General features: G+C 27.2%; 16 protein-coding genes, 10 tRNA genes and 1 other RNA gene. All 27 read right to left on the bottom strand.

The features are described from left to right. Positions 1-5: 5 nt before the first annotated feature. Entirely contained in the window at positions 6-1,379 is a 1,374-nt protein-coding gene (locus RDJ14_RS04500) for a hypothetical protein (protein WP_308150169.1), read from the bottom strand. A gap of 48 nt (positions 1,380-1,427) precedes the next feature. Further along, the gene (tpiA, locus tag RDJ14_RS04495; RefSeq protein ID WP_308150168.1) at positions 1,428-2,177 is read right to left on the bottom strand and encodes a triose-phosphate isomerase; all 750 of its coding nucleotides are present in this window, start codon (positions 2,175-2,177) and stop codon (positions 1,428-1,430) included. Between the two features lie 12 nt (positions 2,178-2,189). Then, positions 2,190-2,939: a glucosamine-6-phosphate deaminase gene (nagB, locus tag RDJ14_RS04490; protein WP_308150167.1), complete on the bottom strand. Its 750-nt coding sequence runs from the start codon at positions 2,937-2,939 to the stop codon at positions 2,190-2,192. A gap of 24 nt (positions 2,940-2,963) precedes the next feature. Beyond that, positions 2,964-4,154, bottom strand: coding sequence for an N-acetylglucosamine-6-phosphate deacetylase (gene nagA, locus RDJ14_RS04485; RefSeq protein ID WP_308150166.1), 1,191 nt, complete (start codon positions 4,152-4,154; stop codon positions 2,964-2,966). 144 nt (positions 4,155-4,298) lie between these two features. Next, positions 4,299-4,373 (bottom strand) — tRNA-Phe (locus tag RDJ14_RS04480). 84 nt (positions 4,374-4,457) lie between these two features. Then, positions 4,458-4,619: a hypothetical protein gene (locus RDJ14_RS04475; protein WP_308150165.1), complete on the bottom strand. Its 162-nt coding sequence runs from the start codon at positions 4,617-4,619 to the stop codon at positions 4,458-4,460. Between the two features lie 217 nt (positions 4,620-4,836). After that, positions 4,837-5,382 (bottom strand): hypothetical protein, encoded by a 546-nt coding sequence (locus RDJ14_RS04470; RefSeq protein WP_308150164.1) that lies wholly within the window; start codon positions 5,380-5,382, stop codon positions 4,837-4,839. Positions 5,383-5,465: 83 nt separating this feature from the next. Next, on the bottom strand, positions 5,466-6,959 hold the full coding sequence (locus RDJ14_RS04465; protein WP_308150163.1) for a VWA domain-containing protein: 1,494 nt from the start codon (positions 6,957-6,959) through the stop codon (positions 5,466-5,468). Positions 6,960-6,973: 14 nt separating this feature from the next. Continuing rightward, positions 6,974-8,512, bottom strand: a complete 1,539-nt coding sequence (locus RDJ14_RS04460) for an AAA family ATPase (protein WP_308150162.1) — start codon at positions 8,510-8,512, stop codon at positions 6,974-6,976. Positions 8,513-8,529: 17 nt separating this feature from the next. Then, complete coding sequence (locus RDJ14_RS04455; RefSeq protein WP_308150161.1) at positions 8,530-9,150, bottom strand: hypothetical protein; 621 nt, start codon at positions 9,148-9,150, stop codon at positions 8,530-8,532. A 90-nt stretch (positions 9,151-9,240) separates the two neighbouring features. Further along, entirely contained in the window at positions 9,241-10,908 is a 1,668-nt protein-coding gene (locus RDJ14_RS04450; protein WP_308150160.1) for a hypothetical protein, read from the bottom strand. Positions 10,909-10,924: 16 nt separating this feature from the next. Continuing rightward, on the bottom strand, positions 10,925-11,536 hold the full coding sequence (locus RDJ14_RS04445) for a hypothetical protein (protein WP_308150159.1): 612 nt from the start codon (positions 11,534-11,536) through the stop codon (positions 10,925-10,927). 173 nt (positions 11,537-11,709) lie between these two features. Then, the gene (locus tag RDJ14_RS04440) at positions 11,710-11,844 is read right to left on the bottom strand and encodes a hypothetical protein (RefSeq protein ID WP_308150158.1); all 135 of its coding nucleotides are present in this window, start codon (positions 11,842-11,844) and stop codon (positions 11,710-11,712) included. Positions 11,845-12,198: 354 nt separating this feature from the next. Then, positions 12,199-12,831: a hypothetical protein gene (locus RDJ14_RS04435; protein WP_308150157.1), complete on the bottom strand. Its 633-nt coding sequence runs from the start codon at positions 12,829-12,831 to the stop codon at positions 12,199-12,201. A 147-nt stretch (positions 12,832-12,978) separates the two neighbouring features. Next, on the bottom strand, positions 12,979-14,088 hold the full coding sequence (locus RDJ14_RS04430) for a hypothetical protein (RefSeq protein WP_308150156.1): 1,110 nt from the start codon (positions 14,086-14,088) through the stop codon (positions 12,979-12,981). Positions 14,089-14,185: 97 nt separating this feature from the next. Further along, positions 14,186-14,569, bottom strand: coding sequence for a hypothetical protein (locus RDJ14_RS04425; RefSeq protein ID WP_308150155.1), 384 nt, complete (start codon positions 14,567-14,569; stop codon positions 14,186-14,188). 282 nt (positions 14,570-14,851) lie between these two features. Beyond that, a tRNA-Asp gene (locus tag RDJ14_RS04420) sits at positions 14,852-14,927 on the bottom strand. 4 nt (positions 14,928-14,931) lie between these two features. Beyond that, positions 14,932-15,006 (bottom strand) — tRNA-Met (locus RDJ14_RS04415). A gap of 26 nt (positions 15,007-15,032) precedes the next feature. Beyond that, positions 15,033-15,122: transfer RNA gene (locus RDJ14_RS04410), tRNA-Ser, on the bottom strand. A gap of 22 nt (positions 15,123-15,144) precedes the next feature. Next, a tRNA-Ile gene (locus RDJ14_RS04405) sits at positions 15,145-15,221 on the bottom strand. 10 nt (positions 15,222-15,231) lie between these two features. Beyond that, positions 15,232-15,308, bottom strand: a tRNA-Met gene (locus RDJ14_RS04400). 23 nt (positions 15,309-15,331) lie between these two features. After that, positions 15,332-15,407: transfer RNA gene (locus tag RDJ14_RS04395), tRNA-Ala, on the bottom strand. A 26-nt stretch (positions 15,408-15,433) separates the two neighbouring features. Further along, a tRNA-Pro gene (locus tag RDJ14_RS04390) sits at positions 15,434-15,510 on the bottom strand. Position 15,511: 1 nt separating this feature from the next. After that, positions 15,512-15,587 (bottom strand) — tRNA-Arg (locus RDJ14_RS04385). Between the two features lie 104 nt (positions 15,588-15,691). Next, a tRNA-Cys gene (locus RDJ14_RS04380) sits at positions 15,692-15,767 on the bottom strand. A gap of 141 nt (positions 15,768-15,908) precedes the next feature. Then, positions 15,909-16,332: a transfer-messenger RNA gene (ssrA, locus tag RDJ14_RS04375) on the bottom strand. Between the two features lie 80 nt (positions 16,333-16,412). Then, positions 16,413-17,309 carry a hypothetical protein gene (locus tag RDJ14_RS04370; RefSeq protein ID WP_308150154.1) on the bottom strand — a complete coding sequence of 299 codons (897 nt, stop codon included), beginning with the start codon at positions 17,307-17,309 and terminating at the stop codon, positions 16,413-16,415. Positions 17,310-17,454 lie beyond the last annotated feature (145 nt).

Here is a 17,454-nt window from a genome sequence, read left to right as displayed (position 1 = left end):
AGAGTTTATTTTAATTGTCATTTATATTTATAGTTGCCTTTCTTGAAAACAGAAATAATTTCACTAATAACATTAGTGATAGTTTGATAATTACTAGTACTAAAAATAATAATATCATGTTTAATTTTTATTTTAGTTAATGGTAATTTAGATGTTTTACTAATAATTGTTTTTACTCGTGAATTACTACTAATATTATTACTCATTAAAATAATCATACTAGGATTATCAACAACATTATTAGTTAGGAATAAGATAGTATTATTAACATCTGCTAATAACTTTCGGCCTTTAATTTCCATTAAATTATCATCTAACAAATCATTATTAAAAGAATAGTGGACAAATTTGAAATTATCAACAGCTTCTGAATAATAACCATAAGCCATATTATCGATTTGTGATTCTAAAAAAGGTTGTGAAATTTTTCTTCAATTGTGAAATTGGATTTTTAATCTTTTATAAACTAACTGTAATTGAAATAAATTTTGATAGTTTGTAATATTATTAACAACAGTTACTGGTTTAATAATATCAGGTTGATTAATTAATCTAATTTTTTTATTGAGAATATTAATACCATTAATAATAGGTTTTTTAGTTTTGGTAAATCATTTTTCAATATCTTCACTAGTACCTGACATAACAGTGATTGCTAACTGTTTGTGTTGTACCATAATATTAGTAACTGCTAAGCGTTGTAAATTGTTTAATTGCATTAATTCCATTTGTGTTAACGCTTTTAGAAAATAATATTTACTATTATTAGCAATTTGTAAAGATAATAATTGTGAAAATGGTAATTGTTGACTTAATAAAACATTAATTTCTGCTTCACAACTTAGAATTTGTTGTTTTTTTAACTTAAGATTTTTGCTAGTAACTACAAATTTTTGATTATCGATAGTACTATTAAATTTATTTTTAGTTCGTAAATTTTTATTTAATACAGCATCAAATAATTTTCAACCTAAAGTATTGTTAACAATTCCTTTATGTCGGTCTTCATCTAGTGATAATTGTAAAGGAATGTCATTAATAACAATTGGTCCACTAATCACTTTTACTAAATGTATATATACACCTGGTAATAAAGTATTATTAACATCAATTATTTCTCCAACAAAGTAATCATTAGTAATAACACCGCGGTCACTACTAATAGTATCACTTTGGGCTTGAAAAATAGTTTTGGAACAAATGATAAAACCAATTTGTTCTAGTTGGATAGTAGGTTCACCATTTTTAGTAAATAAAGATAAAATTTTGGTTCTAGTGGTAAAGTTGTTAATAAAGGTAGTATGAGAGAAACTATAATAACTAATTTGATTTTCTAATTTTTCTCACATACTAGCAATTTTTGTATTTGATAAATTCATGATAAGTTACTCCTTATTTTAATAATAGTGACAATATTTTAAATAAAGTTAAACTAATAATCCTAAAAATGATTTTGCTTGTAATGATGCACCACCTACTAAGGTGCCATCAATATCAGATTGTTCAAGGAATGATTTAATATTTTCAGGTTTTACTGAACCACCATATTGAATGCGAACTTTTTGCGCAATATTTTTATCATATAATTCAGCAATATAATCGCGAATCATTTTGCAAACTGTTTGTGCTTCAGCAGCAGACGCTGTCTTACCAGTACCAATTGCTCAAATTGGTTCATAAGCAATTACTAATTTAGTAACATGTTGCGATTTAATGCCAGTTAACGCTAAAGATATTTGCTTTTTAATAACATCATTAGTTTTTTTTGCTTCATATTCACTATCACTTTCACCACAACATAAAACTGGAATCAGATTAGCATTAAATAAAGCATGTAGTTTTTTATTAATCGTTTCGTTTGTTTCATTAAAATACATTCTGCGTTCAGAATGACCAATCACAACGTGACTAACATTAATATCTTTTAACATTTTAATTGCAACTTCACCAGTAAAGGCACCTTCAGGTTCATAATGACAGTTTTGCGCAACAATGATTAACTTATTAACCTGATTTAATTTTAATACTGGTAAGTTAGTAAAACTAGCAGCAATACCATAATCACATTTAATATCTTTACCTTTAATTAATTTACTAAATTGATTAAGAAAAGTTTGTGTCTCCTCCATGTTTTTATACATTTTTCAATTGCCAATAATAATATGTTTACGACTCATTTTATTCACTCCTTAGTTTTTTGGTTGGATAGTTGGTGGCTTTAATAATGAAGCTGCGGCACTATCAATAATTACCATAACGTTGTCATGGGCTTGTAAGTAACTACAAGGATAATCAGGGGTAATTTTACCATGAACTAATTCATAAATAGCTTGCGCTTTTGCTTGACCATCAGCAATTAAGATAATGGCTTGCGCTTGTAAAATGCTATCAACGCCCATGGTTATTGCTTTAGTTGGCACATCTTTGACACTAGCAAAAAACCTTTTATTAGCTTCAATAGTTGCTGTAGTTAAATCAACAACATGAGTTTTACTATCACCTGATGTCCCTGGTTCATTAAAAGCAATGTGTCCATTAGTACCAATTCCTAAAATTTGTAAATTAATAGGTCCTTTTTCAACTAGTAATTTTTCATATGCTTGCGCATTTGCTGTTACATTACCTAAACCATTAGGAACATACGTATTTTCTTTTTTAATGTTAATTTTGTTAAATAGTTGTTCATTCATAAAGTAACGATAACTTTTTTTATGTTCTGGTGCTAATCCGACGTATTCATCTAAATTAAAAGTGGTAACTTGTGACCAATCAGTATGATTCTTTTGATAATCTTTAATCAATAAATCATAAGTCTCTATCGGGCTACTGCCTGTTGCTAAGCCTAAAACTAATTTCTGATTTTCTTTTATTGTTTCAATAATAATCGTACTTACTAACTTAGCAATCTCACTTTTTGTTTCAAACACAACTAATTTCATTTCTCGTACCTCCTTTAAATTTTATTAACTTTGATAAACAATATTTCCTTCACAAATCGTTAGTAAAATATCATTATTTTTATCAAGCACGACAATATCTGCTAATAATCCAACAACTAAATCACCAGTAATGCTATCGATGCCTAATTGTTTTGCGCTATTATACGAAGCCATTTTAACACAATCTTGTCAATTATTGTTAGTTACACGTAATAAGTTTTTAAAGCCCGCAATCATAGTAGCAAGACTCCCAGCTAATTTACCAGTACTTTTAACTACCACTTGATTATCTTTTTTAATTACTGGTAATGGACCGAGAAAATAATCACCATCAGGTAAGCCTTTGGCACTCATAGCATCAGTAATCATACAAATCTTATTAGCACCTTTAATCTTATAAGTTAGTGCAACAATATCAAGATTAACATGAATACCATCACAAATTAATTCTGCTACTATTTCATCATAATAAAGTGCTGCTGAAACGACACCAGGATTACGGTGGTCATAGCCACTCATACCATTGTAAAGATGGGTAACATGAGTTAAACCTTGTTGTACTGCTTGGCTAACTTGTTGCAAAGTAGCATTACTATGACCTAATGTTGGGATAATATTATTAGCAATTAATGTGCTTGTAAAATTTTTATTATTATTAAAATTAGGGTCTAATTCAGTTGCGTATACAACAAATTTAATATTATTATTACTAATCTTATTCCATGTTGCAACTAATTTAGTATCAGGGATGTGAATTAAAGATTCAGTATGAGCGCCTTTTTGTTCATGGGAAATAAATGGGCCTTCCAAGTAAGCACCCACAATCCGTGCTCTATTGGCAATGCCATTTTCAGTTTTCATATATTGAGCAAATGCTAATAAAATTTTATCAATCTCTTTGGTACTTGCCGTAACAGTTGCATAACAAAACTTAGTTACTCCCTCTTGGGGAACTAATTGAGCAAAGTTGACAATTGATTCAACTATACCATCCATTAAACTATAACCATAACCACCATGGACATGACAATCAATAAAACCAGGAATTATTGCTTGGTTTTGACAATCAATAACTTTAGCGTCATTGTAGTTTTGGTTATATTTTCCTGACTTAATTTCTTTAATTAAATTATTTTCAATCACTAGAAACCCATTTTCAATAATATTGTTAGTACTAACAATATTGGCATTGGTTAAAACTAAAATTTTAGTCATTAATATCCTTCTCTCTTAAATTAAATATTCAATCAATAAAGTTTTTTATCTATTGATGTTATTATACCTAAAATTTTAATTTAAACCTAATTGTACAAAAAAATATTAAAAAAAGGCATATTGCCTAATTAATTTATTTTTTAATGGTGGCCCGAAGCGGATTTGAACCACTGACACTTCGCTCTTCAGGCGAATGCTCTACCCCTGAGCTACCGGGCCATTACCTATACAATAATAGCATATAAAACTAATAAATAACAAGGGGTTAATGGGTAAATTTAAATTATTTTAAAAATAGTTGTATTAGCAAAAAAATTTATCAACTAATCTTTTTGCTAATTCTTGAATAAAACGATTATTTTTATTTACTTCTGTACCATGTTTAAACAATTGATCTAAATCAAAAGTTTTAGTTGATTTTTGCAATAGAAAATTTTGGTTATCATCTTTTTTATGTTTTGCCATATTTATTTTCTCCTTTAAAGTTTTATTTTTAAACTTAGATACATTTTTTATTTTATATTAATATTTTTTAACATTACTTTTATACCACTTAATTAATTAAGATTTTATCACATAAACAAAGATAAAATTTTATTTACTCTTTTTTCTCCGTTCAACATTCCTTACTTCTTTTAATTGCGATTTCAATTGTTTAAGTTGATTTTGTAAATCTTCATAACTAACTTGCTCTTCATCAATTTTCTGGCGAATCTGTTAATGACTGGTTACCTACTAATGTCCTTGGATTAACTCATAAATTTCGCAATCCATATCAAAAAATAGTTAGAAAACTTAAACCTAATCCAGCAAGGGGAATGGTTCATAAATTATTAAATGGAATCGTTTGAAAATATGTAAAATTAAAAACATTATAAATAATTAAAACAAAAGCCGTTAGGATTAATGTCATTAAAAACATATAAATTGCAATTAATGCTTTACTAAACGGTTTTTTAACAAACACTAAGACTACTAAATATGTTAAATTAAATAATAGTAACCCACCAGCTAAGTAAGCAGTAATAATATTACTACTAGCCATTAATTGTTTATACAAATCGCTCGTTAATGGATTTTGATTAACTAGTAAAGTAATAATAACAGCAATATTATTTTTCAAAGGTAAACCTCAACTGAATAAGGGAAAAATAGTTAAACTAATAGTTACTGATAGAGTTGCGATAATTACTAATACTTTACTTAAAATTGAACCAAATGTTTTCATAATACACCTTTCAATAAATAGTTAACTTAACTACTAACATTCTACCATTATTAAATAAAAATCACTAATCCTCTTATTCATATTTATTTACTTTGTCTTGATTTATTTTGTGATAGATTTAATGCAATTTTTCGGGCAGCAAAAGGGTCTCGGGGATCATAATATCAATAATTAGTAAAATATTTTTTTCAATTATTATTTAACATCGATGAAGCAATATTAATAGCATGAAAACGATTACCTTTAACTTTTAAACTTTGTATTATATTAAAATTATTATTACTAATATTAGCACCTAAAAAATCAGATATTAATAATAAATCACAATTACGATATTCTTTAGTTTGCATAACTGTTAAAGCATGACTAAAAGCAGGATTAATATTAGTTTGACCTTTAAAACTATGACCTAAAAAGTGAATTAAATTTGGAATTGATGATGCTACACTTGATAAATCATAGGTTTCAAATATGCCAGAAAAATTAATCATATAACATGGTCTTTTATCTAATAAAGCAATTTTAGTAATAGCTAATGCTATTGATTTAGCTATAATTTCTGGGCTATTGGCCATCGATTTTGATGTATCAATACATAAAATAAATGGCCCTTCGCTTTCAGGAATCGGTACTTCTATTATTTCTTTAACAATGTGTTCTGTTGCTACTAAATCCATTGATTCAAATTCGGTAATTGCTAGTTTTTCTTCAACAAATTTTTTATAAAAAATAGCATTTAACTCTGGAATAGCTAAGTTAACTAATTCTAAAGGCAATAAATGTTCTAAATCTCTTCCTTCAGTTATTCCAACCACTTCTTCTGGTCATTTACCTAATGGTTTCATTTCATATTCAATTTGAATTTTTTCATGAACTTGTTTTTCAGTTAAATCAGAGGTTCCTTTTCAACGACCTAACATCCGAGCTATTTCAATAATTGCTGGATTTTGCTTTAGAATTTCACCATATTGGATTAAAGTATTTAAATTAATTTTCTTAAAATCATTTAAATTCCCCTCTCAAAATCGACCAAAAAAATTTCAAGCAAATCCAATTAGACTACGTGTTTCATTAATAATTTTAATATTATTTCCTCACATAGCTAAATATTTTTGTCGCATTTGCGTAGTTTCAAACAACTTATAATTAATTACCCGTTCAATAATTAAACTTTCCCAACGCATAGTAAAATCATTAAAGATTAAATTGCCATTAATTTTACGTTCTTGAAGTTTATCTTGGTAATAATGAAAATAATTAATGATACCAGAGTTAATCTTTTTAGCTTTAATAAAGATTTCTTGTCAATTGTTTTTTAAACGTGTTAAACCATTAACTTTAACTCAAAAATATAAACGAATTTCTTGTTTAATAATTGGACTAATCGGGACATTTTTTGTTGCTGCTAATATATCATTTAAATAAAAATTACTGATTTGGTCATCAAATTCCTTGGCTAATCACGAAAAATGTTTTTTAAATCAAATGAAATTGCTTAAATTAGTTTCTGATAAAGCTAAACTATTTAATTTGGATGCCATTTTTTTTGAAACTTGCGTTTCAATTAATTGTTCCATACAAAATCACCACCTTATTCATTTTCAATATTATTAGGTTGGGGAATTATAATAGCATCATCATTAACAATTGCCGATTCAGGAACAGGTGGTATTTGTTCAAAAAAAGCAGTTTCTAATAAGATTTTAAACTGTTCATCAAAAAAGATTGAAGGAGTTTTACTTAAACGTTGGTGCTCATGTTGGAATTGTTGTTTTAAGTTGGTAACTTGTGTTTTTATTTCGGTCATCTGACTATTAAGAGTACTAAGTTGTGATTTACCATCAGAATCGCTTAATTCAACTTGAATACTAGTACGGTTTTTAATATCAACTAATTCGTTAGGTGCTTTTAATTGTAATTCTATTTTTCTGCTACCATCTAGTTTACTTAAACTCTTACCATAAAATAAAGTAACAGTATGGGATTTTTTATTTCGGCGCGTTAAATTTTGATATTCTTTTTGACTAATAAAACAAATTGGAAACTCATCATTATGTCATAGTAAACGATAGTAAGCGCCTTTAATAGTACATCCAAAAGGTTCACTATATAGTGAAGGTTGAAATTTACTATCTTTAATGTTTTCTGAATCATTACTTAATGTTTCAAGTTCACTTTCTAACTCATCTTGTTTTTTACGTAAAGTGTAAGTTAATTCTTCAGTATATGCTTCATTAAATAATTTAGTGTAACTTTGTTCTTGTGCTTCATCATCTCAAATGCAATAAGGAATAACTAATAAATCAGGTTTATCAGTAGTTTTGCGACCATTATAATAAGCTGATGCTTTGATTAATTTAGCAATTTTTTTTCATCTTCGATCAGAAATATAAGCTTTACCATCTGTTGCTTCTGTTAATCGCACACGGAAACGGGAAATAAAGTTTAAAGTATCTTTGCTTAAAGTAACTGTTGTTTCTAGTTCTTTCAATCATTTGACATATTCAGGAGTTTTAATTTGTAGTTTCATAGGAACATTTACTTCTAAACTAGTAACACTACCTAACATATCGTTGAAATTTTTTTCATTAGTCAAACCATGAACAATCATTCTAATAATAAAGCGGTCAAATAACGCTTCTAGTCCTTTACCACTTTCTGGTAATTCATTAGACGCTGAGATTAATAATTTTAATGGCACTTTAATATCAACGCCACCATTACGAAAAATTTTTTCATTAATAATTGTTAATAGTGTGTTTTGAATTGAAGGACCAGCTTTTCAAATTTCATCTAAAAAGGCAATATCAACTGCAGGTAAATATTGGTCAATAATTCGCACATAGTGGCCTTTTAATAGGTCTTTAATGGAAATTGGACCAAAAATTTCTTCAGGAGTTGAGAAACGATTCATTAAATATTCAAAATTACGACCATTATGAAATGCATATTTAATTCTTCGTGAAATTAGTGATTTAGCAATACCTGGTAATCCTAATAAAAAGATTGATTCACCTGAAAGCAATGCTAATACTGCTAATTTAAAAACTGTTTCTTTTTCATAAACACCAGCACTAATTACTTTAATTAATTGCTCAATTCGTTTTGAAAGTTCATTATTAGTGCCCATTTAAATTCTCCTTTCCTTTATTCTACACTTAGTTCTCTTCGCACATCATCGCTTTTAACAAATAAAATACAAGATGCTACTAATCATAGAACAGTAATTACTAACACAATAACCATAAAAATTGGTACTTCTGCTGATACTGATTCATTAACTAAACCATCAACCACTAATAAGACAGTACACATCAGTTCTAAAACAATAAAGTAAAAAATTGCTAAAACAATGTAAACAATTGACCATGCAAACATGGTACTGGCAGAACGACCAATAGCTAATGGTAAATAAAATAAAAAATTAAAACCTAAAGTAATAGCTAAAAAAATATAAATAATATAATTAGGATTTATACTGCTACTACTAGCTTTTAAAACTTGATTTATAATGTTATTAGCTAAAAAATAAGAAAAGATTAAATGAAAACATGAAACTAGTAGTAATAAACTACGGGCTATGATTTCTAGTGTTGAACTTCAATACATTTTTTTAAATTTAATACTGTTGCTTAACAAAGGATTATAAGTTGTAAACCTTTGTTCTTCAATATCTTTAAATGAATCATTATTGTGATTAGAATTTAAAATATTATTATCAACGCTTGACAATGGAGTATTTTTTAAATTATCTTTTTCATCAATCATAATTTACCACTCCTTACCCATATTAATTATATTATAACTTATTTTAAGAAAGAACATTGAGATTATAAGAGTTACTACTTTATATTCTTACTAGATTCAATTAATTTTAAAGAAAAAATTAAAACTATCTGGTAAGGTATTATAATTAGGATTGCTCACAAGATCTTGACCAATATCAAAACGGAAATTTGTAATTTCATCTGGGTTTATTAAATCATTTGGTAATAAAGCAATATCGCTATGGTTATTATCTAAAAAAGTAAAAGTGGTTAATGCTGGTAAAACCACATTTAAAGCAGTAGCAAAATATTGTTTAAAAGTAGTAATACCACCTGCAGTAATTGTTTGTCAATTAGGTTCACCTGGTGTCGCCAAATTAGGGTAATGCAAATTAAAATAAGCTTTATGCGCTAACAATCAATCAAACATATTTTGTCAATATTGATTTTCTAAAGCAGTTGTTAAGACACCAATATTAGCATAATCAGCGGCTCTAATAGTTTTAACATCATTACTTATTGAATGATCATTGGCAAAATAATGCACTAATTCTCAATATTGAAATAGGGGAACACCAGCAGGATTATACATTGAAGATATTAAATGTGAAGGTGTATATGCAATAGTGGCATCTTCTCCTTTTTGAACATGGCTAAAAGGAATGTAATCAATAGGATTACGGGTAAAATAGTCAATTAATTGTTCTTTAGTTGTTAATTTTAAATCAATTAAATGATTAATTATATCAGGATTAGAAACATAACTAATATAAAAAGAACGCGGACTTTTTGGAGGATCTCATGGAATAAAAGTATAATTTTGTAAATTAACATATTGATTAGGAGCACCAGCAACAGCGTTGCCAATGTAAAATAAATCCGGACGAGCAATCATTTGTAAATATGGAGTAAACGTTAACGGATCATTTAAATCAACATCTCCTAAATCATTTGTTGATAAAATTGGAAAAAGGTGAGTATTAGGTGCAAACTCTTCTGCATAATCTGCAATAAATTTATTTATTCACTGTTGAATACTATTATAAATATCAACATTACTAACATTAGCATCAAAATACATAGTACCAGGTAAATAACCTTGATATCTTTTTTCTTGTAAATCAACTGGTCAAGGAAGTGGGTTAGGCGTATTACCTGATATGTGCTTACTATAGTGTCCATCAAATTGATTAAACCTCATAAACTTTTCATAAAATTTAGCTGTATTAATAATTTGAGAAATAACTGGTAATTTAAATTCAATTGGTAAATTTCTTAATTTTACCTTTAAACTACAATGAACTAATCCATCAGCTTGTACTAAACTGCTATCAATGCCCTCAACTCCGTTTTGACTATAAAAAGTAAAATCATATTTATCTTTTTCTGTTGGTAAAACCCCCTGCCATCATGAATCATTGGTCATCAATTTAAAGACTTGGTCAATGGTTTCTTCTTCAAAATAAGGTAAACGTAAACTCTTATCACTAGCATGAATATCAACTTTATTCATATCAACTACAATTGATTCTTCTGGCATTTTATGCTCAAAATCACCCATATTAAAAGCACTTTGCATAGCAAATCCAATCAAAAAAGTACTTGCCCCTAAAATTAAAGTACAAAGGATAGCAATGGCACTAATAAATCAACGCTTTCTAATTTGCGAAGAAGATAGTTTCTTTTCTATTACATGTTTAGTTAAACCATTTATTTCTTTTCAAATATCTTCATCCTTATTTTTTTTAGAACGTTTCATTAATTATCACCTAACCTTATTTATAGCCTAAGTCATACATCTTAATAATACTTTGCACTAAGCATTTTTTACTTTTCTTAGCACTAAATCATCAGTTAATAACAACACCTCATCAAAAACCCATTCCACTTATTGTTAAAATCATAATAGTAAGGCGATAAGGACTATCGGTATCAAAAAACATGAAAAAACTTAGAACCATAATCATTAAATTAATAATGGTACCAAACGCTAAATAAACAACACACGTTAAAACAATTCCTCTAATGGTTTTTGCTAAGAAAATTGGTAACATCATAATTAAAATTATAAAAGCAAATAGAATCGTAATAATCATAGTAATAACTTGTAAAACGGCCTTTTGAACAGCGGGAAGGGGGGGTAATACTGATGAATTAGCAACTAATTTTCCTAGAGCAATTCCATTAAAAAATATTAAACCAATTCAAAAAATATGAACAATTAAAATTAAAAGGCGTGAACAAGAGTCCCTACCACTAGTAAAATAAACTCTTGTTAAATTTAAATCTAAAGTAGCTGGTAATGGAATATTTTTTAATTTAGTTAATTGTTTTTGACCAAGAACATTACTTTTAGTTAACGGTTGTGATGTTAGTATTTTATCCATAATGTATTCACCTACCCACTGTTTATCACTTATTTATTAATATAATTATAGTATATTTTTTGAATATAAGTTGATAGTTAAATTTAGGAGTATTAAAATTAAAAAAGAGTAAGCACTATGTTTTAATGATTGCTATTAGGGTTTACTATACTAATACTGTATTTTGCAAACTTTTATTGTTTCTTTATTTCATTAACATAGGCAAAAAAATTTGTAATTAATGTTTTCTTTAATGATTCTAAGGAATTAGATTTTTGTTCTTCTATTACAACATAATAATCATCATTACTTTTTGAATCACTTTCCATTGCTTTGAAAAAAATAGCATATGTTTTTAAATATCTAATATAAAGATTTAATAATTTAAGATTATATTTTTCTGCATTATAACTTTTTTTGTTATTTAATTTTCTAATTTTGTTTTTATATCTTCATTGATTAAACTGAAATGGTTTATTTCTTAATGCAATCTAATCAGACTTATATAATTTAAATTTGTTAACTTTTAAGTTAGTTTTAAAATTTTCCTGATATATTTTAAAGTTATTAATAGTGGATTTAATACTGCATAAAATATATGTCCTAATTTATATATTGAAGTAGCAGAGATTGTTGCTTTATCAAGTCCACTTAATTCATGATCATATTTTACTAAAGTTACATTAATTCTTGCTGCAACTCCTCCAGCAAGAGCGCTTGTTGCTGTACTTCCTATGGCTCGGAATACTAATTCCAAATCATCAAGCGGCTGCTCAAAACCCTGCAGCAGCAACTGCAGCTGATATTGTAATAAAAGTAGTTTTAGCAATCTTTAAATTATAAACATAATTTTCTAAAGAATAAAAAGATGTATCTTTTAATAACCTTAAATTTTGTGAAGATAATAAAGGATTTTTTAACACATTATTTTTTCTAATTAAAACATTATTATAATTTTTTGCAAATTCAAGATTATCTTTTGATAAAACACTTATAATTTTATTTAAATTAAAATTTTTATTTTTAAATCTTACTACATAATTATTCGTTGTTTCTTGTGCATAGTTGATTATTTTATTAATATCAACTTCTTTATTGTTTTTTAAACTTAGTAAGTTTAAAGTTGGGTTTTTATAATAATTTTCTTTAATATTTTTAAAATAATTATTGTTATAATTTTTAACATCACATCAATTAATATTATCTATATTTACTTTATTACTTATTGTTTGATAATTATTTACATTAGTTGCTAAAATTGTTACTGTACTGCTTGTTAAAATTAATGAACTAGTAATACTTAAAATTTTTTTCATATTATTCCCCTAAGATTTTTTAAATTAAATTACTCTAATACTCTAATTTAAACTCTTGTCTCCTTCTATTCTATATTTGTAGTTTAATCTAACTTAATTTTAAAGTAATTTACTTTAAAATTAAAGATATTTTTTAAAAATCAAAATTTATAATCAACGAAATTTAAAGAAAAAACTAAAACTATGTTGAGGAATAAAAAGTTGCCTATTAGTTACTACTTTATCAGGTCCAATATTAAAATTAATATTTTTAATTTTATCTCGATCAATCTTATCAGTTGGAAGTAAATTAAGAACTTGATAATTACTATCTAAATATTGAATAGTAATTAAATCTGTAGTAAGTAAATATTGTTCAAAGTATGCATATAACCCTAAACGTTTAGTTACATCATTTCAATTTTGCACAGGATTATTAACATCTGGATACCTTAAATCAAAATAGTAATCATGGCTTAATAAAAAATTAGATATTTCACCTCAAATCTTAAATTGTAAATATAAATTTAAATTATCAATAGTTTTTTGTCCCTTAGAAATCACTTCAATTTTATTTTTAATTGAAGGAGCATTAGCAAAAAATAATATTAATTCAAGAAATTTAAAATGTTCTCTTACAGGAGCAGGAGGAAAATAACCAAAAGGATATTGAAAAGTTAATACATGTTCTGGAGTGTATTTTTCTAAATTACCAGCAGGAACTTTTCCACTTTGAACTTCACTAAAAGGCATAAATTCAACAGAATTATTAGTAAAATAATCAATTAATTCTTCTTTAGTTGTTAATTTTAAGTCAATTAAATTATTAATTATATTAGGATTAGAAACATAAAAAATATAAAAAGGCGATAATACAGTAGGTGTTAGGTAGAATGTATGAATTAAAAGATTATAATACTCCCTTGGATTACCGACACCATCATTTCCAAAATAATTATTATTTGGCCTAGAAACTAAATTAAAAAAATTCACAAAATTATTAGGATCATTAATATCAAGTTCGCCTAATGGTTTTGCTGATAAAATAGGGATGATTTGGGTATTTGGTGCAAATTCTTGTTTATAATCATTCATAAAAGTAGCAATTTGTTCTTCAATAGTGTCATAAACAGTTTTATTGTCTAAAGCAACACCTTCTCGATAATTATAATAATGTGATAAATAACCATTAAAACTTCGTTCAGTTTCTAATGGATTTGTAGGATTAAGTCCATTTTGATGTTCAAGATAAGATGAATCAAAATGATTAAATTCCATAAACTTTTCGTAAAACTTAGCTGTATTAGTAATTTTGACAACAAGTGGTATTCTAAATTCTGCTGTTGATTTTTTTAATTCTATTTTTAAATTACATCTAACTAAACCATTGTTTTGTACTTAAACTATTATCAATACCTTCAGAACCATCTTGACTATAAAAAATAAAATCATATTTATCTTGAGTAGAAGGTAAAATATTTTGTGATCTTAATACATTGGTTAATAATTCTTGAAAACTTTGATTAATTACTTTTTCTTCAAAATAAAGTAAGCGCAAACTCTTATCACTAGCATGAATATCAATTTTATTCATATCAACCACAATTGATTGTTCTGGCAAATTCGGATTAAACTTAATAACATTAAAAGCCTTTTCCATAACAAGAATAATCAAAAAAGTACTAGTTAATAATACTGCTGAACAAAAAGTAGTAAAAATACTAATAAATCAAGATTTTTTAATTTTAAAATGTTTCACAATTATCACCTAATCTTATTTAATATACAATTCAGGTATGATATGTTTTCTAACAATTTTTTAAATCAAAATTTATAATCAACGGCACAAGTTACCTAAGTTTACTCCAAATAATTTTCATTCTATGTTAATAGCTAATTTACTGTTAATTATAATATATTTCACAAATATAAACTGAAAATTAGTTTCAGAGAGTTATCCTCTCATAAATACTTAAATAAAAAACTAATCAATGATATTATTATTGATTAGTTTTTTAAATTTAATTTACTATTAAAATAATGGCGGTCTCGACGGGGATCGAACCCGCGATCTCCTCCGTGACAGGGAGGCGTATTAACCACTTTACCACGAGACCAATATGGTTGCGGAGATTGGATTTGAACCAATGGTCTTCGGGTTATGAGCCCGACGGGATGCCACTTCCCCACTCCGCGATGTAAATATTTAATTTTAATAATTATGGAGGAGGCTGAGGGATTCGAACCCTCGAATGCTTGCGCATTGACAGTTTTCAAGACTGTTCCATTAAACCGGGCTCTGGCAAGCCTCCAGTTATTAGCTTTTTAAACTAATGGTGGACCCTATCGGATTCGAACCAATGGTCACCCGGTTATGAGCCGGGAGCTTTAACCAGCTAAGCTAAGGGTCCAAGTGATTAATGGTAGCGGGGATGGGACTCAAACCCATGACCTCTCGGGTATGAACCGAGCACTCTAATCAACTGAGCTACCTCGCCAGTTTAAGTTTAAATTTATAAAATGGTGGATCCTATCGGGATCGAACCGACCACCTCCTGCGTGCAAGGCAGGCGCTCTACCGAATGAGCTAAGGACCCATGAAAATTTTTGATAATAATGTAAATGGTCGGGATGACAGGATTTGAACCTGCGACCTCTCGGTCCCAAACCGAGCGCTCTACCAAGCTGAGCCACATCCCGGTGGTGCGCCTGGCAGGACTTGAACCCACAACCTTTTGATCCGTAGTCAAACGATCTATCCATTGATCTACAGGCGCAATTTAATTATCAAAGTTTATAAACAAATCATTTAAACCTAATCAATTATAACTTATTAAAAGTAATATTTACAAGTATATTTGTAAATATTATTAATAATTTTTGGAGGAGCCGATCGGATTCGAACCGACGATCAAAGTTTTGCAGACTTATGCCTTAAACCACTTGGCCACGGCTCCAGATACAATTAAATTTAACGACTTTTCAATCTTACCAAGACTAAATTATATTTGCAACTTGTTTTGAAATATAATTATAAATAATGGATTAAAAACTAAATTTTTTCATAAAAAAAGCACTTCGTGTGCATTTTAAGATAATGGTGGAGATGGCGGGAATTGAACCCGCGTCCAAAAGTCAACTGACCAACTGTATCTACAGTTTAGTATAATTTAGAAATTCACTATTAATAATAAATTACACGAACTTAGAAATAGTTAGTTAATAAAAATTCAAGAAAACTTATTAACATTATTTTCCCTAGCTTATCATATGATACGTTAGTAATGGTGATAAGCTTGCCATTACTAACGGTAGTATTTACTAGTTAAAGTAATTAAGCTGGTAAAACAGCTTGGTTTCCTACTGAATTAAAGTTGAAGTTAAATTCATTTAACTTAGCTTTAATATCTGCAGGTACTACAGTTTTAGTTTGTTTTCCGGTTATGAAACCTCGTAGTATTATGGTCTACCAGACCACTGCCACAATAGGCTGCTAACTCCTGTCGAAACCAGAACATCCCCATTAGTATTGTACTATATTTTGGAAATAAATCAAGATGTTTACATAATATAAAATTATATTTTAAGTGTTATTTTATATGTTAATAATCCTTTAATAATTTTTTAATTTTAATTAATTTATCATATTTTTCACTTAATCAATAATTATGAGTAAAAGCAGTAGCAACAATTAATGACACTATTACAACTAAACTAAAAATATTACTGAAATAAAATAATTCAGAATTAATTTTAACATTGTTAATAATACCATTATTAACATAGCTGATGAATAAATCATTACTAAAGGTTGTAATAGTAATAATTGTTGAATAAATACCAGTTAATGGCGACCTTTGACGATAATTTCAATCTAAAACAGAACTATATATTACAAAACTAGTGCTGCCAAACGCAAGGCTAAAAATAATATGAGCATATAAAATAGCGTACAAATTGGTGCTAACATAATTAATAACTATTCCTAATAGTCATAAAGAAAAACTAACTATTAATGTAAATTGAGCATTAAAATAATAATACAATCATCAACCTAAAATAAAGACGCCTAGTACTTGTGGCAAATAAGTTATTAGTAATCTATATGGTTTCAACGTTTCATTATGAGTAATCATATCGTTCTTATAATTAAAATAATTATTATTCAATAAATAATAAACAATATAAATTGATAAACCAATAACAATTAAAATAACAATTTTTTTAATTTGAAATGGTTTTATTTCTTTTAACACAAATAAATTATGCATCCCCATATTTCTTGATTTTTCTTTTAATAAAAAACTTAAAATTAACGAAAGAAATAAAAAACCAATACCCAAACCAAATATTATATTTCGTTTAAAATTATTATTAATATCTATTACAACTGTTCCAATAATACCATTAACTAACAAACTAGCTAGCAAAGGAGGAATGCTTAACATAGTAAAAGTTAAAAAAGAATATGACTTTGAAAAGTATTGTTCATTAAACATTAATGGACGGTTGTCAAATTTACGAAATAATTAATTACTACATTGATAACTTATTTCCAAATGAATTATTATTGAAAAAATAATGAACATTAGACAAAATTATTCTCTTAACCCTTAAATTTATATTCGACGTATTTTTATAAAT

This window comes from Spiroplasma sp. AdecLV25b (assembly GCF_030913225.1).
Lineage (GTDB): Bacteria > Bacillota_I > Bacilli_A > Mycoplasmatales > VBWQ01 > Spiroplasma_E.
Note: the sequence above shows the minus strand (reverse complement) of the source record. Positions and strands in the feature narration are given on the sequence as shown.